The organism is Micromonospora lutea (genome assembly GCF_016863535.1).
GTDB classification, from domain to species: domain Bacteria; phylum Actinomycetota; class Actinomycetes; order Mycobacteriales; family Micromonosporaceae; genus Micromonospora; species Micromonospora lutea.
Map to the genome: position 1 here is coordinate 1 of NZ_BOPB01000031.1, position 25,937 is coordinate 25,937.

At 68.4% G+C, this 25,937-nt stretch carries 24 protein-coding genes; 9 read left to right on the forward strand and 15 right to left on the reverse strand.

What is annotated here, in order from left to right; genetic code table 11:
* Positions 1-98: 98 nt before the first annotated feature.
* Positions 99-887, reverse strand: coding sequence for a hypothetical protein (locus Vlu01_RS23980; RefSeq protein WP_204003524.1), 789 nt, complete (start codon positions 885-887; stop codon positions 99-101).
* A gap of 404 nt (positions 888-1,291) precedes the next feature.
* Here Vlu01_RS23980 and Vlu01_RS23985 point away from each other — a divergent pair, with 404 nt between their 5' ends.
* Entirely contained in the window at positions 1,292-2,437 is a 1,146-nt protein-coding gene (locus Vlu01_RS23985) for a PucR family transcriptional regulator (protein WP_204003525.1), read from the forward strand.
* Positions 2,438-3,388: 951 nt separating this feature from the next.
* On the opposite strand, the gene Vlu01_RS23990 is transcribed toward Vlu01_RS23985, so the two are convergent.
* The gene (locus Vlu01_RS23990) at positions 3,389-4,096 is read right to left on the reverse strand and encodes a 4a-hydroxytetrahydrobiopterin dehydratase (protein ID WP_204003528.1); all 708 of its coding nucleotides are present in this window, start codon (positions 4,094-4,096) and stop codon (positions 3,389-3,391) included.
* A 315-nt stretch (positions 4,097-4,411) separates the two neighbouring features.
* Between Vlu01_RS23990 and Vlu01_RS23995 the strand changes: the two genes are divergently transcribed.
* A complete protein-coding gene (locus Vlu01_RS23995) occupies positions 4,412-4,849 on the forward strand; it encodes a VOC family protein (protein ID WP_239096088.1) in 438 nt (145 codons plus the stop codon).
* 164 nt (positions 4,850-5,013) lie between these two features.
* Here Vlu01_RS23995 and Vlu01_RS24000 read toward each other — a convergent pair whose 3' ends face one another.
* Both Vlu01_RS24000 and Vlu01_RS24005 read right to left on the reverse strand, forming a co-directional pair.
* Positions 5,014-6,132 (reverse strand): hypothetical protein, encoded by a 1,119-nt coding sequence (locus Vlu01_RS24000; protein ID WP_239096103.1) that lies wholly within the window; start codon positions 6,130-6,132, stop codon positions 5,014-5,016.
* A gap of 139 nt (positions 6,133-6,271) precedes the next feature.
* Complete coding sequence (locus Vlu01_RS24005; RefSeq protein WP_204003531.1) at positions 6,272-6,649, reverse strand: hypothetical protein; 378 nt, start codon at positions 6,647-6,649, stop codon at positions 6,272-6,274.
* A 161-nt stretch (positions 6,650-6,810) separates the two neighbouring features.
* On the opposite strand from Vlu01_RS24005, the gene Vlu01_RS24010 reads away from it, so the two are divergent.
* On the forward strand, positions 6,811-7,503 hold the full coding sequence (locus tag Vlu01_RS24010) for a dioxygenase family protein (RefSeq protein WP_204003534.1): 693 nt from the start codon (positions 6,811-6,813) through the stop codon (positions 7,501-7,503).
* 387 nt (positions 7,504-7,890) lie between these two features.
* Here the strand turns inward: Vlu01_RS24010 and Vlu01_RS24015 are convergent, their stop codons facing one another.
* The 3 genes from Vlu01_RS24015 to Vlu01_RS24025 form a co-directional block, all read right to left on the reverse strand.
* The gene (locus tag Vlu01_RS24015) at positions 7,891-8,217 is read right to left on the reverse strand and encodes a TraR/DksA family transcriptional regulator (RefSeq protein ID WP_204003537.1); all 327 of its coding nucleotides are present in this window, start codon (positions 8,215-8,217) and stop codon (positions 7,891-7,893) included.
* 103 nt (positions 8,218-8,320) lie between these two features.
* Positions 8,321-9,010, reverse strand: coding sequence for an SIMPL domain-containing protein (locus Vlu01_RS24020; protein WP_204003540.1), 690 nt, complete (start codon positions 9,008-9,010; stop codon positions 8,321-8,323).
* A gap of 113 nt (positions 9,011-9,123) precedes the next feature.
* Positions 9,124-9,804 (reverse strand): hypothetical protein, encoded by a 681-nt coding sequence (locus Vlu01_RS24025; protein WP_239096089.1) that lies wholly within the window; start codon positions 9,802-9,804, stop codon positions 9,124-9,126.
* Between the two features lie 629 nt (positions 9,805-10,433).
* On the opposite strand from Vlu01_RS24025, the gene Vlu01_RS24030 reads away from it, so the two are divergent.
* The 6 genes from Vlu01_RS24030 to Vlu01_RS28105 all read left to right on the forward strand — a co-directional run bounded on the left by Vlu01_RS24030 (position 10,434) and on the right by Vlu01_RS28105 (position 17,144).
* Positions 10,434-11,066, forward strand: coding sequence for a sporulation delaying protein family toxin (locus Vlu01_RS24030; RefSeq protein WP_204003543.1), 633 nt, complete (start codon positions 10,434-10,436; stop codon positions 11,064-11,066).
* Between the two features lie 59 nt (positions 11,067-11,125).
* Positions 11,126-11,686 carry an SdpA family antimicrobial peptide system protein gene (locus Vlu01_RS24035; RefSeq protein ID WP_204003546.1) on the forward strand — a complete coding sequence of 187 codons (561 nt, stop codon included), beginning with the start codon at positions 11,126-11,128 and terminating at the stop codon, positions 11,684-11,686.
* A 14-nt stretch (positions 11,687-11,700) separates the two neighbouring features.
* On the forward strand, positions 11,701-12,708 hold the full coding sequence (locus tag Vlu01_RS24040; protein ID WP_204003549.1) for a sporulation-delaying protein SdpB family protein: 1,008 nt from the start codon (positions 11,701-11,703) through the stop codon (positions 12,706-12,708).
* Between the two features lie 355 nt (positions 12,709-13,063).
* On the forward strand, positions 13,064-14,500 hold the full coding sequence (locus tag Vlu01_RS24045) for an extracellular solute-binding protein (RefSeq protein ID WP_239096090.1): 1,437 nt from the start codon (positions 13,064-13,066) through the stop codon (positions 14,498-14,500).
* A 62-nt stretch (positions 14,501-14,562) separates the two neighbouring features.
* Positions 14,563-16,509 carry an ABC transporter permease gene (locus Vlu01_RS24050; protein ID WP_239096091.1) on the forward strand — a complete coding sequence of 649 codons (1,947 nt, stop codon included), beginning with the start codon at positions 14,563-14,565 and terminating at the stop codon, positions 16,507-16,509.
* A gap of 80 nt (positions 16,510-16,589) precedes the next feature.
* A complete protein-coding gene (locus Vlu01_RS28105) occupies positions 16,590-17,144 on the forward strand; it encodes an FAD-dependent oxidoreductase (RefSeq protein WP_204003554.1) in 555 nt (184 codons plus the stop codon).
* A 20-nt stretch (positions 17,145-17,164) separates the two neighbouring features.
* Here Vlu01_RS28105 and Vlu01_RS24060 read toward each other — a convergent pair whose 3' ends face one another.
* The 8 genes from Vlu01_RS24060 to Vlu01_RS24095 all read right to left on the reverse strand — a co-directional run bounded on the left by Vlu01_RS24060 (position 17,165) and on the right by Vlu01_RS24095 (position 25,776).
* Entirely contained in the window at positions 17,165-18,184 is a 1,020-nt protein-coding gene (locus Vlu01_RS24060) for a protein kinase family protein (protein ID WP_239096092.1), read from the reverse strand.
* 132 nt (positions 18,185-18,316) lie between these two features.
* Positions 18,317-19,201 carry an SMP-30/gluconolactonase/LRE family protein gene (locus Vlu01_RS24065; RefSeq protein WP_204003556.1) on the reverse strand — a complete coding sequence of 295 codons (885 nt, stop codon included), beginning with the start codon at positions 19,199-19,201 and terminating at the stop codon, positions 18,317-18,319.
* Positions 19,202-19,274: 73 nt separating this feature from the next.
* Positions 19,275-20,012: an SDR family NAD(P)-dependent oxidoreductase gene (locus tag Vlu01_RS24070; protein WP_204003558.1), complete on the reverse strand. Its 738-nt coding sequence runs from the start codon at positions 20,010-20,012 to the stop codon at positions 19,275-19,277.
* The gene (locus tag Vlu01_RS24075; protein WP_204003560.1) at positions 20,012-21,238 is read right to left on the reverse strand and encodes an acetyl-CoA C-acetyltransferase; all 1,227 of its coding nucleotides are present in this window, start codon (positions 21,236-21,238) and stop codon (positions 20,012-20,014) included. The genes Vlu01_RS24070 and Vlu01_RS24075 overlap by 1 nt, the downstream gene beginning before the upstream one ends.
* The gene (locus Vlu01_RS24080) at positions 21,223-22,227 is read right to left on the reverse strand and encodes an ABC transporter permease (RefSeq protein WP_204003561.1); all 1,005 of its coding nucleotides are present in this window, start codon (positions 22,225-22,227) and stop codon (positions 21,223-21,225) included. Before Vlu01_RS24080 ends, Vlu01_RS24075 begins: the two co-directional genes overlap by 16 nt.
* The gene (locus tag Vlu01_RS24085; protein ID WP_204003562.1) at positions 22,224-23,240 is read right to left on the reverse strand and encodes an ABC transporter permease; all 1,017 of its coding nucleotides are present in this window, start codon (positions 23,238-23,240) and stop codon (positions 22,224-22,226) included. The genes Vlu01_RS24080 and Vlu01_RS24085 overlap by 4 nt, the downstream gene beginning before the upstream one ends.
* Positions 23,237-24,763 carry a sugar ABC transporter ATP-binding protein gene (locus tag Vlu01_RS24090; RefSeq protein WP_204003565.1) on the reverse strand — a complete coding sequence of 509 codons (1,527 nt, stop codon included), beginning with the start codon at positions 24,761-24,763 and terminating at the stop codon, positions 23,237-23,239. Before Vlu01_RS24090 ends, Vlu01_RS24085 begins: the two co-directional genes overlap by 4 nt.
* On the reverse strand, positions 24,760-25,776 hold the full coding sequence (locus Vlu01_RS24095) for a sugar ABC transporter substrate-binding protein (RefSeq protein WP_204003567.1): 1,017 nt from the start codon (positions 25,774-25,776) through the stop codon (positions 24,760-24,762). The genes Vlu01_RS24090 and Vlu01_RS24095 overlap by 4 nt, the downstream gene beginning before the upstream one ends.
* Positions 25,777-25,937: the final 161 nt, after the last annotated feature.

Genomic DNA, 25,937 nt, shown 5'->3' on the forward strand with positions numbered 1-25,937 from the left:
TGCGGTGTCCAGGATCGTTGGCGGTTTCGCGGCGAGGTCCAGGCGTCTCTCAAGTGGTCAGAGCTACCTGAGAGACGCCTTGAGTGTGGACCTTGCCGTCAGGCCGGGATCGTCCGCAGTTGTGGCAGTGCGGCGATGGCGAATGGTCGGCTCGTGTCCTTGCTGGCCTCCGCTTCCACCCAGGCGCGGTCAAGCGGGTCGGTGAGCAGAACAGTTCCCATCCAGGCCTCGTACTGGCTGGCCTTGCGACCGTTGTACGCGGTGCAATGGTAATGGTTCTCCATGTACCAGGTTCCTTCGGAGGGTTCCCACCAGATGAGGGGCACGTCCCGGCAGTCTGGCTTGAGCTTGACGATGATGGCTTCCGTGGTGCGGATCAGGTCTTCCTTGAGCAGCGAGATGCTGAAGCCGGCCGTGGCACGAGCCGCGATCGCGATCGCGTAGATCTCCGGCACGATGAAGCCGATCCGGTCGGCCGCGCTCAGACTCTGGACCGCGTGGAAGTACGACGTGGCACGGGTGGCGCAGGAGGTCGCGTTCTGCGCCCAGAGTTCGAGGACGCTGGGGCTCATCCGATTGATGTCGGCGAACTCGATGGTGTGCTGCCGGGCGCACGCCTGCACATCAGCGCTCGCGATCGCGTCGATGTGGTTGAGGATTTCGGTCTTGGCCGACTCGACAGCCGCGATGATCTGGTTGACCGCCGCCTGGAGTGCGACCTCGCTGCCGTTGTTGAGGTAGGTGCTTGCCAGGTTGACGATCAGCGAGGCCCAGTTGATGGTGAACAGCTGTGGTGCGACGGCGGCGGTGCCGGCGGCAGTCTGAGCGGAAGCAGGGGCAGCTGGCGCAGCCTGCGTCGTGCCCGTCACCCCGATGGCAACTGCCATGGTCGTTGCGACCAGGAGTCGCCGAAATCGTACGGTCATGTCGGTCTCCGTTCTTCCGCCGCTGCTGCGAGCCTGAGCGCCTCGATGCCGACCGGCCCCCCACGCACCGGTCTTCGACCCTGTAGTCCCTTGCCGGGCCGCACCCGGTCGTGACATGGCGAGCGCCAATGCCGGGCCACGATGCCCGTGACAGTTGGCTCCCATGGCGGGTCAGTTTGTCAGCGCCTGCGGCGCGCGTCTTCGTGAGCGGTGTGCAAATGGGTGCCGGCGTTTGTCAGTTCGCGTAGTAACCGACCATGGCGGCGTCCTCAACAGACCTGCTTGCATCTGTTACCGTCAATACGGATTAACGACCCACCGGTGATCGTCGCTGTTCCGAAGCGTGTTCGACGGGGAGGGGCCGGATGAGTGCGCTGTTCCAGGGCCTGCGCGAGCGGGTGGAGGTCAACGCTCGGCAGGCGGTCGAGACGTTCACCCGCGAGGTCGACGAATACCAGACCATGTCGCCGGGCTCCGACGAGCGCATCGGGATGTATGACTTCGCGGTCTTCATCCGGCGCCGCTCGCTTGACCTCGCCGTGGCCGAGCTGCCGCTGAGCGAGGCCGACCTGGCCGGCATCGCCGCGGTGGGCCGACAGCGGGCGGAGATCGGCCTGTCCGTGCCGTCGCAGCAGCAGGTGCTCGGTCTGCACACCGCGATGATGGTGCGCGAGGTGCACGAGCTGGCCCGCCCCGAGGACGTCACCGACCTGCTGCGTTTCGTCGGTTGGCTCGGCACCCAGGGCCTCCTGGCACGGAGCGCCTACCTGAGCGGCTACACCCGGGGGGTGGGCACCGCACGGCTGTTGTCGACGCGGCTGGAGATCCTGGCCCGGGCGTTGCTGGCCGATGAGCCGGTGGAGCCGTTCGTCGCGGATCTGCGCCTGGCCGCGCATTACCACCTCACGGTGCTGCAGACGGCGCGGCCGGTGGCCGCGGAGGCGCAGGTCGAGGTGGTCGCCGCGTTCGCCGCCGACCGGATCCCGGTGACCTGGCTCGCCGCCGACGAGGTCGTCGTGCTCACCCCGGGCCACGATTCCGACACGAAGATCCTTCAGCGGGTACGGGCCGTGGTGCCGCTGATCGGGCAACCGTGCGGCGTCGGCGCGGCGCAGGGTGCGGTGGGCGGGCTGGCCGAGACGCTCGCCTGGGCTCGGGAGGCGAGCCAGGTGGCGCCGCCGCAGGAGTGTCCGGACCGGCTACCCGGCATCACCGACCTGTTCGTGGAGATGGCGGTCGCGCGCGCACCGGCGGTCGACGGGTGGCTGCGCCGCTACGCCAGGGCGCTCGCCACCGGCCCTGACCTGGTGGCGACGCTGCGCGCCTACTACGCCCACGACATGAAGCGCACCAGCACCGCCACCGCCCTGCACATCCACCCCCGCACGTTGGACTATCGACTGCGTCGGGTGCGGGAGGTCACCGGCATCGATCCCAGCTCGACCGTCGGCGTGCGGCTGTTGAGTGCGACGGTGGCGCGGACGCTCGCCGTGGACCACTACGCGGACTGACGTACGTCACCGAGGATTGCGCACGGCTCACGAAGACGCGCACCCTTCCGCGCCGAGAGGCTCCCGGCTGCCTGCGGTATGACCCCGAACAGGTCGCGCAGCTTGTTCGGCTGGTGCGTCGGTTCGGTCAGCGCCACGGAGATCGCGGTCAAGCCGGTTGCTCCGCGGGTGTGGGTTCCGCCGATCCGTCTTCTCGTCGTCGCGTCTTTGGAATCGTCGGTGCTGTCGGCGGCGGGGGTGAGGCGGAGGCACATGGGAACGGCGGGGGACAGCTCGGAACGGGAGGCAGGCTCACCCGCCTTCAGCCCGTCCGCCGAGTTGCCGCCGCTGCCACCGGACGATCTCGCGGTGCTGCGGCGGCTCGGCGCTCGGTGGCGGGTCGGTGCGGGGGTACGAACGCTGCCGGTGGAGCCGCAGGCCCAGGAGATCCGCTCCTCAGGGGCCGGCGGAGCGGATCGCGCCGCCATGCTGTTCCGACGGCTGAGGAAGAAGGCCCTGCCTGCTGCCTGCCCGTGGTGCTTGCAACCGGGCTGGTTCCCGAGACAGACAACAACGGCAACAGATCAGGTAGCTCACCGGCACCCTCAATCGCCGCGAATCGATCGCGTGCCGCCTGACCCCATCGATTACGCCTCTGGGTCCTGCCGTGCGGGCCCGGTATCGATTCCGAGAGCTGAGACTCGAATCCCACCAGCAACCCGCTGACAAGGGCTTCCTGCTCGCTGATTTCTAGGGCGTGCCCGGAAGCGTCAGTACCCGTGGCTCGGGCTTGTGGGCCGACGACGTCCGCTTACAGTCGATATGAGCTCCGGGTCGCCCTGGGCATTAGGTGAGACCTGCGCCCTGGTGGTCGGGGGGCAGTGCCGTGAAGATGCCCCGGGCGTAAAAGCCGGAGCGGATCGTGTCGACGCTGACCTCGGACGGACCACCGACCAGCGACAAGTTGGCGCTTCAATCCTTCTTCGCAGCGGACACGTCGACGCAGACGGTTCCCTTGTTGCCGTCCTGGTCGGCGATAACGGTGAGCGAGGGCGCGTTGCTGTCGTCGACGACGGTCCCGCCTGCGGCGAGGGCGGCGGCGATCCGTTGCTCGGCTGCCTCGGGTGCCACATAGACCTCAATGTGGAACCGCTGACGTGCGGTCTCGTGCTGGTCGGCGTCCCCGAACCAAAGGTTAGGTACCCGCCCCGTGGCGTCCCTGATTTCGTCGCTGGGAGACCCGCGTCCCTGGGACTCGGCGCTCCCGGTCAGTAGGGCGGCCCACACTGGTGCGATCGTCGCGGAGCGCGCCGTATCGAGGCCGAGCTCGATGTCGCTGACCGAGGCCGGGTCGGCGTTGACCTCGTGGTCGGCGGCGATTTCGGTGATCCGGCGCGCGAGGTCGACGTCCTGCTGGGTCACCCATTCGACGACATGCTCGGTGCCCTCGTCGTCGCGGAAGATGGCGTCGTCGCTGACCAACTTGAGGTCGACGTACCCATTGCCAATCGACACGCGCGGGTGGTGACCGAGCGCGTCGCCCGCCTCGCCCACCGCGGCGACGAACCGTGCGCCGGTGCCGAAATCGTCGACCAGGTAGCGGGCATGCAGTCCCTGGGCGAGCTTGCGCCAATCAGTCAGGTTAGCCTCGGCGATCTGTTCACCCCTCAGCATGTCCATGGACGGCAACCCTATGGCTGATTCAGCCGGCAGCGCTAGCGCAGCGAATTGAGGCAAGCATCAGGGACGTCCGCTCACTGCGCAGACTCTTCCTGTCGACAGCCTCGTCGGGCACCGTGTCCGGTGCCGGTGCCGGTGCCGGTGCCGGTGCCGGTGCCCTCGGGTCGTCGGTGCACCTGGTCCCCGCCGGGCTTTCGGTCACGCTGAGTGTGGCTCCCGACGAGAATGTTGCAAGGGATGTCGAGAACGGCCTGGCTGCTCCGTCTCAGGAGCGAGCGCGGCGACCGTCGCCATACGGCACCAAGGAGACCCGACATGATCAAGCGGATGGACAACGTCCTCATCGTTGTTGACGATCTTGATGCTGTTATTTCCTTCTTCGTCGAGCTTGGTATGGAGCTGGAGGGCAAGGGGCCGATCGAGGGACGTTGGGTGGAACGTGTCATCGGAGTCGATGACGTACGGCAGGACGTCGCAATGCTGCGCACCCCGGACGGTCATGGCCGGATCGAGCTGGCGAGATTTCACACGCCGCAGGCGATCCGCGCCGAGCCGAAGGACGCGCCGGCGAACACGCTGGGCATTCGTCGCATCATGTTCGCCGTCGACGACATCGAGAACGTCGTTACCCGCTTGCGCGCACACGGCGCCGTACTTGTCGGCGAGCTGGCGCAGTACGAGGACAGGTATCGGCTCTGCTACGTCCGAGGGCCCGAGGGCATCCTCGTCGGATTGGCCGAACAACTCCGCTGAAACGACAGCGGTCTTCATTTTTCAGGACTGAAGACCAGATGCATTCCTGCGAAACCCGGCAACCCTGTCCCCGGGGCAGGACCGCTACCGCAGGTCGCGAGCCCTCCTCTGTGCTCCAACAAGCGCGCATGTTGTTCTTGGTCGGGGCGGGGATGCTGCCGGTATCAGGAGGGGGGTCGGCTCATCTCTGCGTCGATGCGCCGTTGCTCCGCGTCGCGGAGTATCAGGTAGTGCTCCGCCCTGGTCGGGTTACCGATCTTGCTGGCCGCCTCCGCGGCGGCCTGTAACACCACCAGAGGCAACCTGGGGACCCGGCGTGCCTGCCGGTCCGCCTCGGCGAACACTACATCAGCCAACTCCCCGTCTGCGGTGCCGGCCAGGAGGAACAACTCCTCTACATACATTCGGCCAAGGCCCACCGCCCTCCAGCCGGCCACGCCATCCAGGGCTCGACGGCACGCACGCAGCGCCTCCCAAGCGGCATGGTGGCCGCCGGCCTGACGTTCGAGCTGGGCCAGAGACTGCCACGCCGATGCGGTGTCCCAGGGGTTGTCGGCGAACGCCAGGCTCTCCCGCTGCGCCTGGGCTGCCTCAGCGAAAGCTCCCAGGTCGGCCAACTGGTATCGAAGTTCGCTCAGTGTCTGCGCGTCTCGCGGGCGACCGGATGCCCAGCGGTCCAGCCACTGGCGGGCGAGCACACCGTCACCAATCAGTTTGGCCCGGTGCACCCACCGAAGCGGATCCTCCGCGGTCGGGTCAGCCGGGAAACGCGACCGCTTGCGTTGCGACCACTGCGCCACGTCCTCCTCGGACATGTACGGCTGGCCGTCCTCGTCGAGCAGGCGCTCCAGCACATCGTTCCGCTCGGCATGCTCGCTGTCGCGCACAAAACCGACCGTGGCCTGCACCCCGGCAGCAAACAGATGCTCAATGTCATAGCCACACCAAGCGTCAAAGTTGGCCCGCTTCACCTCCCAGTGTCGCCACACATCCTGCACTCGTCGATGCTCGGCGAGCAGGAAGCCAGCCAACTCGGTCTCTTCGGTCAACCCCTGGAACGGCGCCTCGCGTCGGCACCACGCCTCCTGCTCGGCCAACCACCGCACCAGCGGGAGATCCGCTGCCCGCCGGTCATACTGCAACGCCCACAACACCGTCGCCCGCCGCGCCGCGTGACCGTCGTAGTCATAGCCATCGGCGCCCGTGGCCCGCTCGTAGCGCAGTTCCCGCCACACCACCGAGGAGCCCCGCATCCGATCCAGCTCGCGCCGCGCGTCCTCCATCACCGGCCAAAGATCGCACCACGAGCGGTGCCTTGTCACGCGGGTACGAACCGCTGTCAAGCGAGTGCGGTCGTCGGCGCGTGCTCCAGCACGCGGAACGTGGATTCACTGACGTCGACCACACGTGATGCGCGGCCAGTTACAGGTAGTCCAGGATCAGTTGCATGCCGGTGGACTGCGAGATGCCGTACAGGTTGGACACCGTGTTGTGCGCGTCGTCCAACTGCTGCAGCGCCAGGGTGACCCGGCCCGGGTTCAGGCCCACGGGCGGCGCGGCCATCAGCTGCGTGGCGAGCAGCTTGACCCGGGCGGTGACGTCCTGGACCGCAGGCCAGACCGCAGCGACCGTGAAGCTGACGTTGTTTACGCCATCCAGTGCGAGGAACGTCTGACGCAGGGCGGACATCTGCGTGGCCGTCTGGCTGTGGCCACCGATGCCGGTACCGGCTTGATGCACGGCCCCCAACGCGGTGAAGTAGTCGTCGAGCGCTGCCTTGTCTCTGGGGGCGAATGGCATGGGAACGCCCTCTCTGCTGGAAGGGGTGTCTCCCACAACGCTAGGTCGCCCTACGCTTACCAACAGTCGCTTAGTAGACCGGCGGCGGGTCGGCGAGTCGACCGCCGGTCGCGTGCGGCGAACGGCAGGCGACGCAACGAACGACGGACCATACTGGCACGGTGGAGGAGGACCTCGTCGAGCTGCTGGCCTCGACCCGAGTCACCTGCCGGTTGTTGGTCGAGCAGACGCAGGGCCCGTACCACCGCGCGGTGCATCCCGAGCGTCGGGAGATCACCGAGGATCGCGATGGTCTCCCGCTGCGCATCGGGCTCCGCTTCCTGGCGGCGGACGGCGCCACGCCTCTCGCAGGCGTCCTCGTGGAGGTCTGGCAGGCCGACCACGTGGGCCGATACTCGGGCTTCCCGTCATTCGAAGCGAGGCCGGGACAGGTGGTCACCTCGGAGTCGGTGCCACGCGATGTGATCGCCGCCGGTGAGACGTACCTGCGGGGCAGCCAGCGCACCGATGAGCGCGGGATGTGCGCGTTCAACACGATCTACCCGGGCTGGTACGCCAGCCGCACCGTGCACATCCACCTCATCGCGCACCTCGGCGACCGCTCGGTGACCACGCAGCTCTACTTTCCCGACACGGTCACCGACGAGGTTTACCGTCGCCCGCCCTATCGGGGCCGTCCGCAGCGCGACACCACCAACGCCACCGACAGCATCTTCGCCGACGGCGGTGAGCAGATGATCCTGGACCTGCAAGGAGATCCGACGACCGGCTACACCGGGGTCCTCTGCGTCGTCCTCGACCGGCAAGCGCGACCTGCCTCGGCTGCGGGTCCTTCGGCGGAAAGCGACGACTGATCGTGGTCAGCACGGAGCAGATCAGCGCCACCATCGAGGCTCGCCACCGCCGCCGTCGTCGGCACCGCCGACGCTACCGCCCTGGCAAGTCTCTACACACCGGATGCCCGCCTGTACGACCCCGCTGGCGGAGCCCCGATCACCGGCTCACGGCCCCACCAGAGAGGTCATCGACACCATGATCTTCGACGACCAGGCCATGATCACATCAATGCAGGCGTACGCGAACTGAGCGCGACCGGCGGCAGATCAGGACGCCCGGCCCCGCGCTGCCTTTGTCGGTCTCTTCGTGGAAGAGGGCTCAGGTGCGGGGGAGTGTAGCCAGCAGTTTCAGACGACCGAAGGTCGAAGCAAAGCTGCGCTCCCAGTCTTGCTCTCTCGCATGCCCTATGCGCATGCCATGCAGAAACGGGCGAATGGCCGCGCGGTGAGCCGTTCGTCGCCGATCGGCTGCCCGCATCGTTCGCAGAAGCCGTAGGTCGCCGCGTCCACCCGACGCAGGGCGTCGTCAACGTCGGCGATCCGCTTCCGCGCCCCGGCCAGCAGCGCGGTCAACTGGGCGCGTTCGAAGCCGATGGTCGCACCCTCCGGGTCGTGTTCGTCGTCGGCATTCGAATCCCGCGATGCCAGGAACAGCGCCTCCAGATCCTGGGCCAACGTCGCCGCCTCAGCCTCCGCCCTCGCTCGCAGCCGCAGCAGTTCATCCCGGACCATATGTGTAGATTAACGGCCTCAGCCGGCAGGGACGGGCCATGCAGGGACGCACACCGGTGGGTGGCATGAGCGTGCAGTTGCACCTGTGCCTTGGCGTGGTTGATCAGTCGCGGGCTACGGCGTAGCCAAGCACCACGGCGGCGGACACGACAACGTGGCCTGGGGCGAGGTCCTGAGCGCTCGTCGCGGCGGCTTCGGCGTGACTGCGGTAGCGGGTGGCGTTCGGCTGTTCCGGGTCGATGTCCTCAATGTGCAGGACCGCACCGACGCGTACGCTGGCGGCCTCGGCGTACAGGTCGGCCTTCGCACGGGCTGCGGCCACTGCCTGGCGCCGAGCCTCGGCCCGTAGTTCACGCTTGCCGGTGACGTCGAAGTCGACGCCCTCGATCTCGTTGGCGCCCGCTGCGACGATGTCGATCAGCAGTGCTTCGACGTCGTCCAGTACGCCGGACTGGACCGCGAAGGCGGCCTGACACTGGTAGCCGACGAACTTGCGTGACCCGTCCACGTACTCGACGGCGGTCTTCAGGTCCAGCCGCGAAGCCTCGACGGCCGCATCGGCGATCCCGTGCTCGCGCAGCGCGCCGCGCACGGCCCGTACGGCTGCGCGGGCCGCCTCGAACGCGGCGGCCGGGGTCTGCTCAACGCGTATGATTTTGAACCTCACGCGCACGAGATCCGGTACGGCCTTCACGCTCGCCGCGCCGAACGCGGTGATGCCCCAGGGGTGTTCCACCATCTGCATGAACGCCGATCCAACCAGAGTGTCCACCGCCCCGTGGCCCCAGTACACCGTCCGAGTGTGGACAACGCCGCTCCGGCGCGGGCCTACGATCTCGTCCGCTCGTCACGACACCTCGGTCTGCGGCAGTGTGTACGGCTGATCACGCATGGGTCTTGAGTCGCTCAGGGAAGCAGGGTGCGCCCCTCCCAGGTTCCGTGTTCGGACAACGGACGGAACCGCATGAACGCGGATTCGTGGTGGAAGTCCCGGCGATGCTGTTCGGCCATGGCGACGGTGTGTGTATGGGCCTGTGGAACGGCGCTGCGGCCGTGGACCATGTCGGTCATCTCGCGGACGCTGCGCCAGATCGTGAAGGTGGAGAACGTGTGGGGCGGGCGTACCGCTGCGGTGGCGAACGTGGTGCCGGGGTGGCCGGCGACCAGGCGTTCGACGGGCCGCCCCCACTTCAGGAACCGGGGTAGTTCGAGAACCTTGAGCCGGGCGAGGGTGACGGCCACGATCGGTTCCTCCGGATCCCACCGGCCCGCCCGCACCGGCAGGCCGGCGAGCGCGGCCACCTCGCCGTAACGCCGCAGGTACTGCAAACGCACATGCCATCCGCCGTTGAGCCGCCGCCCTAGATCGTCGTCTGCGAGGAACCGTTCCAACGCCGATTCGTCGTCCCATTCGGCGAACATCGCAAGGCGTCGCAGCTGCATCCGCTCCACCGACAACGCCGGGGAGCCGAGTCGCATGAGCGCGAGGCATTCGGCGTGCCGCAGCCCAGCCGCCTGAGGCCGACGACGTAGTGCGCGCAAGGTCAAGGCCGGCGGAAGCAGTGCGAGATGGAACGAATGCATCATCGGCCCATGATCCCAGTCGTCCGCACCCGCGTCCCGCCGGAGGCGTACGCGCCTGGCGGCGGGTGACATCCCGTTCTTGCAGGAGTTGAACGCCTTCGCCGTCACCTTCAGCGACCGCTTTCCAGCCGCTGAAACCTACTAACCAAGATCGGGGTCTGTGTTTCGGTACCCGCTCACTGACTCATGACGTGGACCAATATCTGGCAGCATGATGTGTCGCGAGTGGTGCGAGCCTAGCTGGAGTTGGATGCGGCGCGGTTCATCCTCTGACGGGGCGTCGCGTGATAGCCGTTTTCGCGCGTTCTACCGGAGGGTGACATTCTGACCTGCGTGCCGGAGTGCCAGGTCTGCTAGATCAACCCTTACCTCTATGAACCGGGTAACTGAAGTCATTCGACCAAAGTCCCTCGACTCCGACCATATGTGGTCGAGTGGTCCAGTGACGACGGGCGTCGGTGTGTGGAATTCCCCTACCGTCGGTAGGTGATGTTTATGCAGCTCACGGCCACTATTCTAGGAGTGGCCGATTCATCGCCGTCCGGTGGAACTCCGCCCTGCCAAGCGAGCTTGATCTTTGCGTAAGCCTTGGGTATATCATCACCCGGCCATTTCCCGATGGAGGGAGTTCGATGTTCAAGCGACGAGGCGTACTTGTCACGCTTGCCGCGCTGCTCGCCGTAACGCTGACCGGCATCCAGGGTGTCGCCAGCGCACGCGAACAGGCGGGGCCGAGCAAGGTCGTGACCGAGGGTGTCGGCAGCACCGCGGACGGTGCCGCACTGTTGCGCGGCGTGTTCTTCGTGCAGGGCAAGATCGGCAGCAGGCTTGCCAGCTTGCCGTATTTCCACCTGTCGAACGAAGACTTCGAGCGCAACCGCAGCCCCGAAGCAATCGCGGTCGTCGATGATGTTATCGCCGCGATCGAAGATGTGAAGCCAGGATTGCTCGGTAACTTTTCCACCCAGATGCGCAGCGGTGATCCGTTCAAGGTGGAAAAGGCGCTCCGTGGTGCCGGAGAGGCACTGAGGCAGGTGGCCGAGTTGCGGCCGGCTCTGCAGTCAGAAGCTGCAGGCGTGATCGTCCACACGGAAATCGCCGTCGTCAACGCTGGCGCGGTGGCTGTCGCCGCAGCGGTCGTTGTCGCGGTAGCCGCTGTCATTGTTGTCCTTGCCGTGGTCAGAGAAACGCCCCGGATGCCGAACGACCAACTCGCGGCGGAACGGGCCGTCGCAGAACTGACTCAGGTTCTTCGTACGATTTGATTGGGCGCGCCGGGTGGCCCTTGCGGTCACCCGGCGTCTTACTGAAAAGGACCTCGTCCATGACTTCCGACGGCACGAACCGGGTCCGCGTGTCGCCACGTCTGGTCGGTTCGATCACCCTGATCCTGGTGCTGCTCGCGGCGTACGACCTGCAGGCATTCCTTCCCGCGAACGTCGTTCGACTGCCCTACCAGGACGCGGTGTCGGGGCATCTCAGACCAGTACTTCCCCAGGGGTGGGCGTTCTTCACGAAATCGGCCCGCTCGGAGGATGTCGAGATCTACGCGCTGACTGGCGGCTCGTTGCGGAACGTGAGTGCCGGCGCGCTCGCTGAGCCCCGCAATGCCTTCGGGCTGAATCGGAAAGCCAGAGCCCAGGGTCCGGAGATGGCAACTCTGGTGCAACAGTTACGTTCCGAAGCCTGGCAGCCCTGTACGGACGACGTGCTCTCCTGCGCACGTGAGTCGTCGACGACCAGGATGCGAAACGCGATCGACGCTCCGACGATCTGCGGCGACATCGTCTTCGTCCGTACGGAGCCGGTGCCCTGGGCCTACCGCGACCTGGTGCCGGACGAGAAGCGAGCGACGTTCGCGGCGCGCGCGGAGGTCTCGTGCTAACCGCGGGCTGGCCTGTGCCGTGGGGGCCCTGGCTGGGCGTCGCCCGCTCGCTGCTCGCGCTCGGTACGGCCGGAACACTCGCCTTCACCAGTGCGGGAGCGCTCTTCATCCCGGTACCGGACCGACCCGAGAGCCCCTACTGCGACGCGGCCTCCGGGCTCGGCGTCTTCTGCCTCGTCGACAAGCCGTACCTGGATCTCGTCCGTTGGGCCTGCGTGGCCGTGCTGCTGCTGGTGGCGAGCGGATGGCAACCTCGATGGACCGCGATTCCCCACTGGTGGATTTCCTTCAGCGTTGCCAGCAGCATCTCGGTGCCCGACGGCGGCGACCATGTCACCCAGGTGCTGGTCCTGCTGCTCGTTCCCGTCTGCCTGACCGATCCGCGTCGATGGCACTGGTCACCGACGCCGGCTCCCGACATAGCCGCTGCGGCGACGCGCGTCGCGGTCGCGGTCTGCCTACTGGTCGCCATCCGCATCCAGGTCGCCGGCATCTATTTCCAGTCGTCTGTTGCCAAGCTCAGTCACGCCGAGTGGGCCGACGGCACGGCGCTCTACTACTGGCTCAACCACCGCACGTTCGGCGCACCCGGATGGCTCCAGCCGGTGACCGACTGGATGACCGATGTCCCGCTTCTGCTGGCCGGGCTGACCTGGTCACCGTTGGTGATCGAGTTCGCGCTGGCGATCGCCGTGTTGTTGCCGGCCCGGGTACGGCTACGCCTCCTGCCGGCCGGCATCGTGCTGCACCTCGGCATCGCGGTGACGATGGGACTGTGGAGCTTCGCGCTGGCCATGTTCGCCGCGGTCGTGCTCCTGACGATTCCGTTCGGAGCAGCCTGGTCCGCGCCAGCCGACGAGTTCCGCGCCGTCGCCGACCGGCTACGGCCCAGGCGCCAGGAGCCGCAACCCACCCAGCAGTCGAAGCCCGTCCCGGAGCCGTCCGTCCCGGAGTCGACGCCTGCTGCGGAGCCGGGACTCGTTCCGGAACCGCAACCCGCTCTCAAGTCGCAAACAGCGTGAGCAGCCCGCACGCTGACCGGTACTTCCCATGCCACGACCTCGATTTGCCGATTGATGTCGACAAATGTGATTGTTCCGCCCAGATCTCGTTCGACCCCTAGGCGCGACTTTCCGAGAAATGTACAGTGAGCGCACCGCCGGGCAGGCCGACGACCCGGGCTGGCGGCGCGCATACCCGGGGCACGTCGGGTGACGGCCCGCCGCGCACCGGGGCCAACTTTCCGATGACTGCGCGGCAGAGACGGGCTGTGCCCTCGACCGGGCGATCTGTCCTCGTGTGCGGATCCCAGGCGTCGCCAGGGGCGGCGCGCTCCGGCCCTCTTCGGCGTGCAGCGGTGAGGCGAGCGGAGGAAAAATGGCCATGGAGGACAATCCGTTGCGGTCCCGGCGCGGCTTTCTGGGAATGGGGGTGGGGCTGCTCGGCGCGGCCGGTCTGGCCGCGTGCGGCGGCAGTTCGCCGTCGACTCCGGGGGTGCAGGCCGAGGTCCCGAAGGAGCTGATCGACGCAGCGGCATCGTTGAAGGGCTCGTCGATGGGGATGCTGTCGCAGAAGCTGTACTCGGAGGCGGCGAACGCGGCGCTCGACAGCTCGATCAAGAATTTCGCCGACACCACCGGTACGAAGATCGGGAACAGTCTGGTCCAGGCCGACGCCGGTGACGTGGTTGCGAAGATCGACGCTGAGGTCAAGGGCGGCGTGGCGCGTGACCTTGCGTTCATGACCGACTCGCGATTCATCGCGCAGTTCCACGCACTGGGCGATCTGGAGGACGTGACGGACGTCGTCCAGGCGCTGACGGCCAAGTACGGAGAGCCCACCGCGGAGTCGAAGAACTTCTGTGTCTTCGACGGCAAGTGGTTCGCCATTCCCTACCACTTCATCGGGATCGGGTCGTTCCTGCGCAAGGACTGGATGCAGGACGCAGGCATCTCCCCGAAGGACATCTACACCTGGGAGGAGCTTCGCGACCTGTGCCTGGCGATCTCTGATCCGTCCAAACGGCGGTTTGGCTGGGGCATGACCGTGAACCGGTCTGGTGACGCCAACGGCCTGATCGAAGCAGTGATCAACTCCTACGGCGGGGCGATCGCCTCCAACGACGGCAGGAAGGTCACTTTCGACTCGCCCGAGACGGTACAGGCGGTGACCTTCCTCGGCGACATCTACACCAACCCCAGGTACACGCCGATGCTGCCGCCGGGGTTGGCAGCCTGGACCGACTCCAGCAACAACGAGAACTGGCTCGCCGGAATCCTCGGCTACACCCGCAACCAGTTCAGCGTCTACGCGGACTCCAAGACCAAGAAGAACCCGGTCTACGACAACACCCACGTCTTCGCCGACTGCATCGGGCCGGCCACCGACAATCCCTTGCTGCTCGGTCAGTCCCAGGCCTTCGTGATCTTCAGGGGCGCCAAGAACGCTCCACTCGCCAAGCTCCTGGCGCAGTACCTGGTCAGTGCGCCCGCGCTCCTCGGGGTGGCCAAGGAGGCTCCCGGCCTGGCGCTGCCCGCCTGGGAGAAGGTGTGGGACGCCGACCCGTTCTTCACCAGTGGCGACCCGGCGTTCCCCATCATGCGCAGGATCACCGAGCAGTCGCTGCCGCTGGTCACGAAGAACGGCCTGAACTTCCCGCAGCAGGCCAGCGCGGGCCAGCAAGCGGCCGTCGGAGCATACGTCCTGACCGACATGATGCAGCAGGTCATCCAGGGAACGGCGCCCGCGCAGGCCGTGCAGGCAGCCCACACGAAGATGGTGCAGATCTTCACCCAGCAGGGGCTGCCGCAGTGAGGTCGGTCCGTCCAGCACCGGCCCCGGCGACGGGAGGAACGTCGCCGGGGCACGGCCGCAGCGTGACCCAGCGGCGGCTGGGTCGCGACTGGCGGCTGGCGGCCCTGTTTCTGGCGCCCACCGCCCTGCTGGTCGGCGGGCTCGTGCTCGTGCCGATCGCCTGGTCCGTCGTCACCAGCACCACGGAACGACACGGGCAGGAAAGCGTCTTCGTCGGCCTGGCCAACTACATCGCCCTGGTCGACGACGACCAGTTTCACGCCGGCGTGCTGAACTCGTTCGTCTTCACCGCGTACGCCGAGGTGTTCAAGGTGGTGTTGGGGCTGTCCGCGGCCCTGCTGCTGCACCATCTGCGCCGTGGACGGGCCCTGTTGGCTGGTCTGCTCCTGTTGCCGTGGGTGGTGCCGACGGTGGTCACGGCGTTCAGTTGGCGCTCGCTGCTCGACCCGATCTTCGGCAGCGTCAACATGCTGCTCACCGAGTCGGGGATCGGGCCGCTGCTGGCAACACTGCACCTGGTCGACAGCTGGCCGGCGGGCTGGCTGTCCGAGGCGTCGCTGGCCATGCCGTCGGTGATCATGGTCAACGTGTGGAAGGGGGTGCCGTTCTTCACCGTCGCCTTCCTTGCCGGGCTGAAGGCCATCCCGGCAGAGCTGTACGAGGCGGCGACCGTCGACGGCGCTTCGCCGTGGCGGCAGTTCGTCCACGTGACGCTGCCTGGACTGCGCCACGTCATCACCGTCACGGTGACGCTGTCGTCGATCTGGACGTTCAACAACTTCGACCTCATCTGGCTGCTGACCCAGGGCGGCCCGGGCAACGCGACCGCACCGTACGTGCTGGTCGCCTACTCGAAGGCGATCCTGCAACTCCAGTACGGCGCGGGAGCCGCGGTCACCCTCGTGATGTTGCCGGTCGTCGGCGTGTTCATCTTCTTCCTGGTTCGGTTGTTGCGCCGGGACGGTGGCGCCGAGCTGACCCGGCGCGCCCGCAAGGCCGGCACGCCGGGGACGGCGCGAAAGGCGCTGCCGTGGGTCGTCAGCGCGGTGATCGCCGGTCTGCTGCTCTGGACGTCGCCCCACATCTTCTGGAAGGCGGCGGTGGTCCTCGGGGTGATCCTGCTGGTCGCGGCGGCGGCCGGTCGGGTGGTCTCGGCCTTCCAGAATCGGGGACATCGCCGGATGTCGTCCCTGATGTCGAAACTGGCGTCCGGACTCGCACTGGCCGTGCTGCTCTTCTTCGTCCTGGCCCCGCTGTACTGGATCGCCGTCACGGCCTTCAAGTCCGACGGCCAGATCGTCATGCGCGTGAACGATCTGTGGCCCACGCCGTGGACCGTGCAGCAGTTCACCGACCTCTTCGCCACCAAGCCCTTCGGCCGCTGGTACCTCAACACCGTGCTGGTGTCCGCGGCGTCCACCGTGGTGGCACTGGTCTGCGCGGCCCTGGCGGGCTACGCGCTGGCCCGGCTGCGGTTCCGCGGGGCTCAGGGATTCACCGTCACGGTGCTGATCACCTACGTGATGCCGGGCGCCCTGCTGTTCATCCCGCTGTACCAACTGCTCATCGAGACGCGGCTCACGGACTCGTTGTGGTCGCTGGTCGTGACGTACCCGACCTTCACGCTTCCGTTCGCCACCTGGCTGCTGGCCGGGTACTTCGCCTCGATTCCCGTCGACCTGGAGGAGGCCGCGTTGGTCGACGGCTGCACCCGGCTGCAGGCGTTCGGCCGGGTGATGCTGCCCCTGGCCAAGCCAGGTCTGCTGGCGGTCGCGCTGTTCACCCTGACCAATGCCTGGAACGAGTTCCTCTTCGCCTTCGTGTTCATCACCAAGGACGAGTACAAGACGCTTCCCGTGGGGATGCAGTCGATGATCGCCGGGGACGTCGTACCGCAGGGGCAACTCGCGGCGGCGTCGCTGCTCGTCAGCATCCCCGTGGTGATCATGTACGCCTTCGGACAGCGCTTCCTGACCGAGGGACTCACCGCGGGCGCGGTGAAGGGCTGAGCTGGTCCTCCAACATCCGTCCGGGTGGTGTGAGATCGCCGGTGGGAAGGGCCAGGTGAGTGCGAGGCGTTGTCTCGTATATGCCGGAGAAGGATGTGGTGGTTGTCGGGGCTGGGCAGGCAGGGCTGTCCAGCGGGTACCACTTGCGCTCTTCCGGTCTTGACTTTGCTGTTCTGGACGCCAACCGGGTGCCGGGCGGGGCCTGGCAGCACCGGTGGCCGACGCTGCGCATGGCGACGGTGCACGGGATCTTCGACCTGCCTGGCATGCGTTTCACCTTTCGTCGCCGGACGAGCCGGCAGCTGAGGCGGTGCCGGAACGCCGGTCTCCTGCGACGCCGGCCGATGTTCAGCCGGATCGTGCCCGATGGCGTCCGGTGGCGCGACGGCGCGGCACAGGACGTGGGCGTCATCCTCTGGTGCACCGGTTTCCGGCCGGCGCTCGATCACCTGGCCTCGCTGCGGCTGCGCAGGCCCCTCGGCGGCATCGTCGTGGACGGCACCCGGGTGGTCGCCGACCCCCGGATCCACCTGGTCGGCTACGGGCCGTCCGCGAGCACGGTCGGCGCGAACCGCGCCGGGCGGGCAGCGGTACGCGAACTGCGCGAGCTTCTGGCGGCGCCCGCCCCGGTCTGACCGACACTGGCGGCGGTACGTCAGCGATGCTGTGGGCCGGGATACTGCGCGTGCAGGTCGCCGTCGAACAGCCGCCAGCAGAAGTCGTTCATCCGGGCGGCGGTGGGTGCGTGTCTGGCGATGATCTCTGCGACGGGCGGCGGCACGTCCGGTGGAATGTCGCCGGTCGCGCATCGGCGCACGAACCGGTCTCGGGCGATGGGACCGCTGCCGGCTGGCACGGGCACACCGCACACCGCGGTGACCAGCCAGTTCACCAACCTCATCGCGGCGTAGTCGGCGTCGTGGCCGGCGTTGCGGGCGGCGAAGTCACGCTCGGAGTCGGACAGGTCGAAGCGCGGGGAGGTGGCGAGGCCGAAGTCGACGAGGTAGAGCCGGTCGTCGTCGGCCCGGATGTTGCCGAAGTGTCCGTCCAGGTGCAGCACCTCGCGGTGACGCAGGAACGCTGCCATCTCGAGCAGTTGCCGCTCGACCGTCGCGGCCGTGCCGACGGGGTCGTCAAGCCACCTGGACAGCCCGTCCGTGAGGTGTTCGAGGAACAGCACAAGACTCGTGGTGGCATTGGCGAGCGCGTCGAGTCGGGCACGCACGGCCTGATTGTCGCCGAACTGGGAGACGACGGCGTCGATGTCGACGTGCTCGGGTGCGACCGGCGGGCGTCCGGGCAGCACTCGCCAGTGGTGCAGCAGCGGGAACGATTCCGTCTCGCCGGCGAGGACGCCCTCGGTGACGCTCAGGTTTGCGGCCAACTCGCGCCACGCGTTGAAGCTCGGGCCGGCCAGGCGGTACATGCCGTACTGCCAGCGGACCGGCAGGTCGAACAGGTTCGCCGTGTTGTGCGGATGCGCCAGTTCCCGGTCGGTGAGTGGAACCCGCTTGACGAAGACGGGCACGCCGTCGACGTCGGCGGTCAGTGAGCCGCCGCCCACACCCACGCCGGTGAGTGATCCGGCCTGCACCAACGCCGCCAGTTCGCCGTCGGTACGGGCTGCCAGCGACGCCGCGACGCGATCATGGCGAGAACGCCGGGTCGGAAGCACTACTGCATCGTGTCATCGGCCGACAGACCCTGCCAGAGTGACGCCGGTGCCGGTCACCGCGTCCGGACGGGCCCGAGCTCGAATGTGTCGTGAGGGGGCTCGGACCGAAAGCCGGACGCTTCAGCCGGGGCGTCAGGGTGCCGGGACGCGGACACCGACGGCGAGCATGCGGGCTTCGGTGGCCGCCTTGCGGGCCTGCTCGTGGAAGTCGGGTGCGGCGCAGACGAACAGGGTGTCGCCCCCGGCACCGCCCAGGGCGCAGGCGTAGGCGGGTGTGCCGGGCCTGATCTCGTCGGTGATGGTTCCTCCCTCGATCACCCGCACAAGCCGGTCTCCGGTGGCGTCGGCGATCCACAGCCCGCCCTCCGCGTCGAGGCAGGCGCCGTCACCGGCGACCCTGACCTGGCCGAGGATCGCCGCGACGTCGCGGTCGGTCGGCAGCGGCCCGAACTCGGCCCACACCCGGCGGTCGGTGAGTTCGCCGTCGTCGGTCACGGTGAAGGCGGTGACCCGGTTCCCGAACGTCTCCACCACCAGCAGGACGTTGTCCGGCGTGAGCACAGCGCCGTTGGGAAACCAGAGGTCGTCGGCGACCTGGGTGACCCGGCCGTCGGGATCGACCCGGTGCAGCGCCGCCGGCTCCAGCGGTGCGCCGGACATCAGGTCGAAGCCGAAGTTGCCCACGTACGCGCGACCGTGCTCATCCACCACCATGTCGTTGGCGTGTCCGGTGGCGTGTCCGCTCAGATCGGCATGGACGGTCAGTGTGCCGTCCGGCTCCCGGCGGAGGACCTTGCGGTCCCGCATGGAGACGACCAGCAGCCGACCGTCGGGGAGCCAGCCGAGACCGGAGGGCTGCCCCGGCACCTCGGCCTCCACCCGCAGGTCCGTTCCGTCCTCGTGCATGGAGCGGACCCGGTATCCGTAGAAGTCGGAGAACCAGAGCCGCCCGTCGCGCCAGCGCGGCGCCTCCAGGAAGTGGAAACCCTCCGCCAGGGTGGTCGTCGCCGTGGTCATGTGTCTTCCTCCTCTGATCGTGCTGCACGTCACTGAGCTGTGGATAGGGGACTGGTGTGCGTCGGTGGATCGGTCAGATGGCCATGCCACCGTCCACCGGCAGGACCACGCCGGTGATGTACGACGCCTCGTCGGAGGCCAGGAACGCGACCGCGGCCGCCATCTCCGACGCGTCGGCGAATCGACCCATGGGAATGGCCGCGGTGAGCTGCGCCAGTTTCTCCTGCGGCACCGAGGCGATCATGCGGGTCTGCGCGCTGGGTGAGATGGCGTTGACCGTGATCCCGAACCGGGCCAGTTCCTTCGCGGTGGTGCGGGTGAAGCCGATGATCCCGGCCTTGGCCATCGAGTAGTTCGACTGGCCGGGGTTGCCCCGCAGACCGGTGTAGGAGGTGACGTTGATGATGCGTCCCGCGCCCTGCCGCCGGAAGTGGGGGACCACCGCGCGGGTGAAGCGGAACGTGCCGCCGGCGTGCACCGCCATGACCGACTCGTAGTCGTCATCGCTCAGCTTCCACACCACGCCGTCGCGGAGATTGCCAGCGTTGTTGACCAGGACGTCGATCCGGCCACTCTCGGCGACCACCCGTTCGATCACCTCGGTGACCTGACCGGTGTCGGTGACGTCGGCGGCCAGTCCGATCGCTCCGATCTCGTCGGCGGCCTCCTGCACCGGTCCCGCCTCCAGGTCGACCAGGTAGACGGTGGCACCCGCCTGCCGGAAGTATGTGCCGACGGCGAGGCCGACACCGCGGGCGGCGCCGGTGACCACGACCGCGCGGCCGGTGAAGTCGAAGGTGATGTTGCGCATCAGGAGAGCCTTTCCAGGATGACTGCCATGCCCTGCCCGCCACCGACGCACATGGTCTCCAGTCCGATGGTCCGGTCGGTGGCACGGAGTCCGTTGATCAGCGTCGTGGTGATCCGGGCGCCGGTCATGCCGTACGGGTGGCCGAGAGCGATCGCCCCGCCGTGCACGTTCAGCTTGTCGCCGAACGGGTCGATGCCCAGGTCGTGGGCGGACGGGATGACCTGGGCCGCGAACGCCTCGTTGATCTCGATCAGGTCGACGTCGTCGATTGTCATGCCCGCACGCCGCAGCGCCTGCCGGGATGCGGCGACCGGCCCGAGACCCATGATCTCCGGGGAGAGGCCGGTGACGCCGGTGGCGACGATCCGCGCCAGGGGAGTGATGCCCAGTTCGCGGGCCCTGGTGTCGGACATGACGACGAGCGCCGCGGCACCGTCGTTCAACGGGCAGCAGTTGCCCGCGGTGATCAGCCCGTTGGGCCGGAACACCGGCTTCAGGGCGGCCACCGCGTCGTAGCTGACCCCGGCGCGGGGGCCGTCGTCGGCGTCGACGGTAGAACCGTCCGGCAGGGTCACCGGGGTGATCTCGCGGCGGTAGAAGCCGCTGGCGATCGCCTGCTCGGCTAGGTGCTGGGAGCGCACCGCGAACCGGTCCATCTCCTCGCGGGTGACGCCCCGGGCGCGGGCCAGGTTCTCCGCGGTCTGCCCCATGGCGATGTAGACGTCGGGCAGGCGGCCGTCGGCACGAGGATCGGTCCAGCCGTCGGCACCGGACTCTGCCGCGTCGCGGGTACGGGCCTCCGCCTCGGCGAACGCCGGGTTGTGGGTGTCCGGCCACGAGTCGGAGGTGCCCCGGTCGTGCCGGGACACCGTCTCCACACCGGCCGACACGAACACGTCTCCCTCGCCCGCCCGGATGGCGTGCAGCGCCATCCGGGTCGTCTGCACCGAGGAGGCGCAGTAGCGGGTGACCGTGGTGCCCGGCACGTCGTCCAGCCCGAGCAGAACGGCGACCACCCGAGCCATGTTGTCGCCCTGCTCGCCGCCGGGCAGCCCGCAACCCAGCATCAGGTCGTCGATCTCGGTCGGGTCCAGCGCCGGCACCTGCGCGAGCGCGGCCCGCACCAGTTGCACGGTCAGATCGTCGGGACGCAGCTGCGCGAGCGATCCCTTGCGGGCGCGGCCGATCGGTGAGCGGGCCGCCGCGACGATCACGGCTTCGGGCACGGGTACCTCCTGGGCGAGTCCGCGCGGCGGGCGCGGATCCGGTCGACGGTCCGGTGCAGGCCGGGGCTCTCGATGGCCACGATCACCGCGAGCAGGGCCGCGTAGAGCAGTTGGGTGGAGTAGTCGGGCAGGGCGGTGGTCACCACGATCTGCGCGAGCAGGGCGACCGAGAGCGCGCCGGCCAGCAGGCCGAGCGGGGCGCCCCGGCCGCCGGCCAGGGATACCCCGCCGAGCAGGGCGGCCACCGCCGCCAGGATCAGCGGTTGCAGCCCCGGATCAGGGTTGGCCGAGGCGTAGCTGTAGGCGAGCAGTGCGCCGCCGAGGGCCGCGAGCGCCCCCGACAGGGTGAACAGCCCGACGAGCCGGCGGTCCACCCGTACGCCGGTGACGCGGCTGGCGCGGCGGTCCCCACCGATCGCCCGCAGTTCGCGGCCCAGCCTGGTGCCGCCGAGCAGCAGCGCCAGGGCGAGGAACGCCCCGAGCGTCACCAGGCTGCGCGGCGAGAAGATCCCGGCGATGGTCTTGTCCACCCACAGGGTGGCGTCGCTGTTGGGGTAGGTCACGCTCAAGCCGCCGGAGAGCACGTTCGTCAGACCCAGCAACGCGATGTAGGTCGCGAGGGTCACCGGCATGGACGGAATGCGCAGTCCCGCGATCAAGCCGCCCTGCACCGCCCCGATGGCGGCACCGGCGGCCACCGCGGCCAGGACGCCCGCCAGGGGTGAGGTCGCCCCAGCGCTGACCGCGAGCATCCCGCCGAGGGCGTACGTGCCGACAACCGACAGGTCGAACTCGCCCGCGATCATCGTGATGCCGATGGCCAGGGCCAGCAGCCCCAGTTGCGCGAAGCCCTGCAACGCGTTGTAGGCGTCGAACAGCTCCAGTTGTCGGCCACTCACCAGCGGCGAGGCCACGAAGGCCGCCAGCACGACGGCCAGCGAGACGACCGGCATCAGCCGCTCCGGCCGGGCCAGCCACGCCCGGCTCATCGCCAACCCCGGGTGGTACGCAGATGCACGGCGATGACGACGACGAGCACGAGGAGACCTTTCACGAGGATCTGCATGCCGGTCGAGTAGCCGCGCAGCAGCAGGACATCGGAGATGACGGAGATGAGCAGCGCACCGCCCAGGGTCTGCAGGGCTGATCCGCGACCACCGGCGATCGCGGTGCCACCCACCAGGACGGCCGCGATGGCGTCGAGGGTGAGGGTGCCGCCGAGGGTGACCGTGGCGGCGGTGTTGAACGACGCGAGGAAGATCCCGGTCACCGCGATGCACCCGCCGAAGAACGCCCAGGCGAGCACGGTCACCCGGCCGACCGGCAGGCCGGCGGCGCGGGCCGCGGCCCGGTTCTCCCCGACGAGGTACATCTGCCGTCCGGCCGTCGTGCGGCGCAGCAGCCAGTGCGCGAGCACGGTCACGGCGAGCAGCGCGTACACGGACAGCGGCAGACCCAGCAGGGTCCGGTTGAACACGACGAACGCGTCGCTGGCGGGATACACCGGGGTGCCGCCGCTGAACCAGGTCGCGGCGGCACCGACGGCGAAACCGGCGGCGATGGTCAGCACGATGGGATTCGCGTCCCAGTAGCCGACGGCCGCCCCCTGAACGGCGGTGAGGACCACCCCGCAGACGAGTGCGACGAGCACTGCGGGCAGCAGGCCCAGATGCTGTGTCACCAGGAAGACCATCGCCACCACGGTCGCCGTCTGGGAGACGGCCAGCGACACCGCGGACCCGACGATCATCACCAGCGTCGCGCCGATCGCGGTGATCCCGACGAAGGCGGCGGAGGCGAGGATCGCGCGTGCGTTGTCGAGAGTGAGGAAGCGGTCCGTCGTCACCGCGAGGACGGCGAGGGGCAGCAGCAGTACGACCGACGCGACCGTGAGCGGGCCCGGCCGTCGGGGAAGCCGACCGCCCGGGGTTGGCGTGGGGTCGGCGGGGTCGGGATGGGTGGCGAGCGCTGCGCTGTGGCGTGATCCGTCGGCTGAGGTCATGTCTGGTCCACTCCGTGCGTCATGTCCCGCATCAACGCGGATCCGTCGGCGTCGCCCTGGTAGCGGCGGACGATCCGGCCGTCCCGCATCGTGATGATCTCGTCGCCGAGTTCCAGCAGTTCCTCCAGTTCGGTGGAGGCGAAGATGACGACGAGCCCGGCGTCGGCGGCCTCGCGCAGCAGCCGATGGATGGCGGCACGTCCACCGATGTCGACACCCCGGGTCGGCTCGTCCAGCAGGAGGGCGAGGACGTCGTTCCGGCCGAGGCACCGGGCGACGAAGACCTTCTGCTGGTTTCCTCCGCTCAGGGCGCGGACCGGCTCCCGCAGCCGTCCGGCCGGTAGCCCGGCCAGGTCGGCGATCGACCGGACGGCGTCCTGTTCGCGGCCCGGTCGCAGCACGCCGCCGCGGCCGAGGTGCGGTAGGCGGGTGGCGACCAGGTTTCCAGCGACCGACTTGTCGAGGAACAGTCCCTCGGTCTTGCGGTCGTTGGAGACGAAGGCGATGCCGTCGCGCGCGGCGGCCACCGGGTCGCGGTAGGGCACCGTACGGTCGCGCAGCCGCACGTTTCCGGTGGCCTTCGGATGCAGCCCGGCCAGTGCCCGCAGCACGTCCGAGGCGCCGCTGCCGAGCTGACCGGCGAGCGCGTGGATGCGCCCGGCCCGAGCGGTGAGGTCGAAGTTCACCAGGCGCCCGGGCACGGAGAGCCCTTCGATCCGCAACGCGTACGCCTGGCTGGTGGCGGGTTTGGCGACTGCGGCGAGCCGGTGCGGGGTCTCGCCGAGCATCTGGACGATCAGTTCGTCGACCGTCAGCTGCTCCGCCGCGGTCGTGGCCACGGTGCTGCCGTCGCGTAGCACGGTCACCCGGTCGCAGAGGTCGAGGACCTCCGACAGCCGGTGCGAGACGAAGATGATCGAGCAGCCGGTGGCGGCGACCCGTCGGATCGCCGCGAACACGTGGGCGCTCTCCACGTCGCTGAGGGTCGCCGTGGGTTCGTCGAGGATCACCACTCGGGCGTTCTGACTGAGGGCCTTGGCGATCTCGACGAGCTGCCGTTCGCCGATGCCGAGCGTGGTCACCGGTTGGTCGGGGCGGATGTGTTCCAGGCCCATGCCGTCGAGGATCTGTCGGCACCGGGCCCTGGCGGTCCGCCGCCGGTTGACCAGCGGCGCGTCGATGTCGCCGAGCAGCATGTTCTCGCCGACCGTCAGCGCCGGTACGACGCTCAGCTCCTGGTCGACCAGGGCCACGCCCAGCCGTTGGGCGGCCTGCCGGCTGGGCAGTTCGACCGGTGTGCCGCCGATGGCGATGCGCCCGTGGTCCGGCGTGAGCTGTCCGGAGAGCATCTTCACGACGGTGCTCTTGCCGGCGCCGTTGTGACCGCAGAGTCCGTGGATCTCGCCGGGGCCCACGGTGAAGGAGGCGTCCCGGACCGCCGGTACGCCGTTGAAGGCCCGGGCCAGGCCCTCGACGCGTACCTGGACGCGGTCGAGGGCCGGCCGGGCGGCGGATCCGCTCATACCTTGCTGCACTGCTCGGCGAACTGGTCCAGGGTCGCGGCGGTGACCCGGCCCTCCTCGATGACCTCGCGCTGCGGCGGGTTCTGACCGGTCAGGAACCGTACGGTGTAATCGGCGGTCTGCTTGGCGATCGTGCCTGGATCCTCGGTGGCGGTGCCGTACATCTCCCCGGCCCGGATGGAGTCGATGCCGGCCTTGAAGCAGTTGCCGCCGGTGACGATCAGGCCGTCCTTGCCGCCCACCGGGATACCGGCCTGCTTGGCTGCCTGGATGATCGGCAGGGCCATGTAGTCGGCCATGCCGAACGCGGCCTGGACCCCGTCACGACCGTGCTTGGCGAACAGTTGCTGGGCGATGGTGCCGGAGAGCTGCGGATCCCAGTTGGCGTCCTGCTCGTCGACGACCTGGTACTGCGGCGCGCCGGCCAGCACCCGGTTGAAGCCCTTCATCCGGTCCTGGGTGACGAGCATGGACTTCGTGCCGGTGAGCACAATGATCTTGCCGGAGTCGCGGCCCTGGGCCTGGAGGCCCTCGATGATGTTCTGGGCGGCGTACTCGCCGAGTTTCTCGTTGTCGGACAGGACCGACATCACGTCGTCGGCCACCGATGGGTCGGGCGGTCCGTCGAAGGCCAGTACCGGAACTCCGGCGGCCTTGGCCTTCTGGATCGGCACCACCATCGCCTGGGTGTCGAGGATGGAGAGCGCGATCAGGTCCGGCTTCTGCGCGACAGCCTGGTTGAACTTCTGGACCTGGGTGCCCGGGTCCATGGTCGTCATATCGTTGATCTTGACGCCGGTCGAGGCCAGCTCCTCGCCGTAGACCTTGTTGAAGTAGGCGCCCCAGGGGTTGGAGTTCCCGTACCCGACCAGGGCGATCGTCTTGCCGGCCAGGGAGGAGCCGGTGCCTTCGCCGGGCGGCGCACCGGCGCCGTCGCCGCACGCGGTGGCCAGCAGGGTCAGTCCGAGGGCGCCGGCGGTGAGACCGACGCGGATTGTTCCGGTGCGGAGCATGCGCTCTCCCTTGGGTCGGGGGTGGGTGCGAAGCGTCAGGGGGGTGCCGTGCGGCCGGCGCGGGAGCGTTGCCCGGGACGCCGGCTCCGTCGAGTTGTGTCGGTCGGAGTTTTCGAGATGAGCGGTGGTGACTAAGCGCATAGTCATCCACTAGGCTGTCG

Bases quoted from the DNA above. Each gene is read 5' to 3' on its own strand.
- Vlu01_RS24015 (WP_204003537.1), bottom strand. From the start codon at position 8,217: ATGGTCCGGGATGAACTGCTGCGGCTGCGAGCGAGGGCGGAGGCTGAG.
- Vlu01_RS24025 (WP_239096089.1), bottom strand. From the start codon at position 9,804: ATGATGCATTCGTTCCATCTCGCACTGCTTCCGCCGGCCTTGACCTTG.
- Vlu01_RS24030 (WP_204003543.1), top strand. From the start codon at position 10,434: ATGTTCAAGCGACGAGGCGTACTTGTCACGCTTGCCGCGCTGCTCGCC.
- Vlu01_RS24035 (WP_204003546.1), top strand. From the start codon at position 11,126: ATGACTTCCGACGGCACGAACCGGGTCCGCGTGTCGCCACGTCTGGTC.
- Vlu01_RS23990 (WP_204003528.1), bottom strand. From the start codon at position 4,096: ATGGACATGCTGAGGGGTGAACAGATCGCCGAGGCTAACCTGACTGAT.
- Vlu01_RS24000 (WP_239096103.1), bottom strand. From the start codon at position 6,132: ATGGAGGACGCGCGGCGCGAGCTGGATCGGATGCGGGGCTCCTCGGTG.
- Vlu01_RS24070 (WP_204003558.1), bottom strand. From the start codon at position 20,012: ATGCGCAACATCACCTTCGACTTCACCGGCCGCGCGGTCGTGGTCACC.
- Vlu01_RS23980 (WP_204003524.1), bottom strand. From the start codon at position 887: ATGGCAGTTGCCATCGGGGTGACGGGCACGACGCAGGCTGCGCCAGCT.
- Vlu01_RS24005 (WP_204003531.1), bottom strand. From the start codon at position 6,649: ATGCCATTCGCCCCCAGAGACAAGGCAGCGCTCGACGACTACTTCACC.
- Vlu01_RS24085 (WP_204003562.1), bottom strand. From the start codon at position 23,240: ATGACCTCAGCCGACGGATCACGCCACAGCGCAGCGCTCGCCACCCAT.
- Vlu01_RS24065 (WP_204003556.1), bottom strand. From the start codon at position 19,201: ATGACCACGGCGACGACCACCCTGGCGGAGGGTTTCCACTTCCTGGAG.
- Vlu01_RS28105 (WP_204003554.1), top strand. From the start codon at position 16,590: ATGCCGGAGAAGGATGTGGTGGTTGTCGGGGCTGGGCAGGCAGGGCTG.
- Vlu01_RS23995 (WP_239096088.1), top strand. From the start codon at position 4,412: ATGATCAAGCGGATGGACAACGTCCTCATCGTTGTTGACGATCTTGAT.
- Vlu01_RS24095 (WP_204003567.1), bottom strand. From the start codon at position 25,776: ATGCTCCGCACCGGAACAATCCGCGTCGGTCTCACCGCCGGCGCCCTC.
- Vlu01_RS24080 (WP_204003561.1), bottom strand. From the start codon at position 22,227: ATGAGCCGGGCGTGGCTGGCCCGGCCGGAGCGGCTGATGCCGGTCGTC.
- Vlu01_RS24045 (WP_239096090.1), top strand. From the start codon at position 13,064: ATGGCCATGGAGGACAATCCGTTGCGGTCCCGGCGCGGCTTTCTGGGA.
- Vlu01_RS23985 (WP_204003525.1), top strand. From the start codon at position 1,292: ATGAGTGCGCTGTTCCAGGGCCTGCGCGAGCGGGTGGAGGTCAACGCT.
- Vlu01_RS24090 (WP_204003565.1), bottom strand. From the start codon at position 24,763: ATGAGCGGATCCGCCGCCCGGCCGGCCCTCGACCGCGTCCAGGTACGC.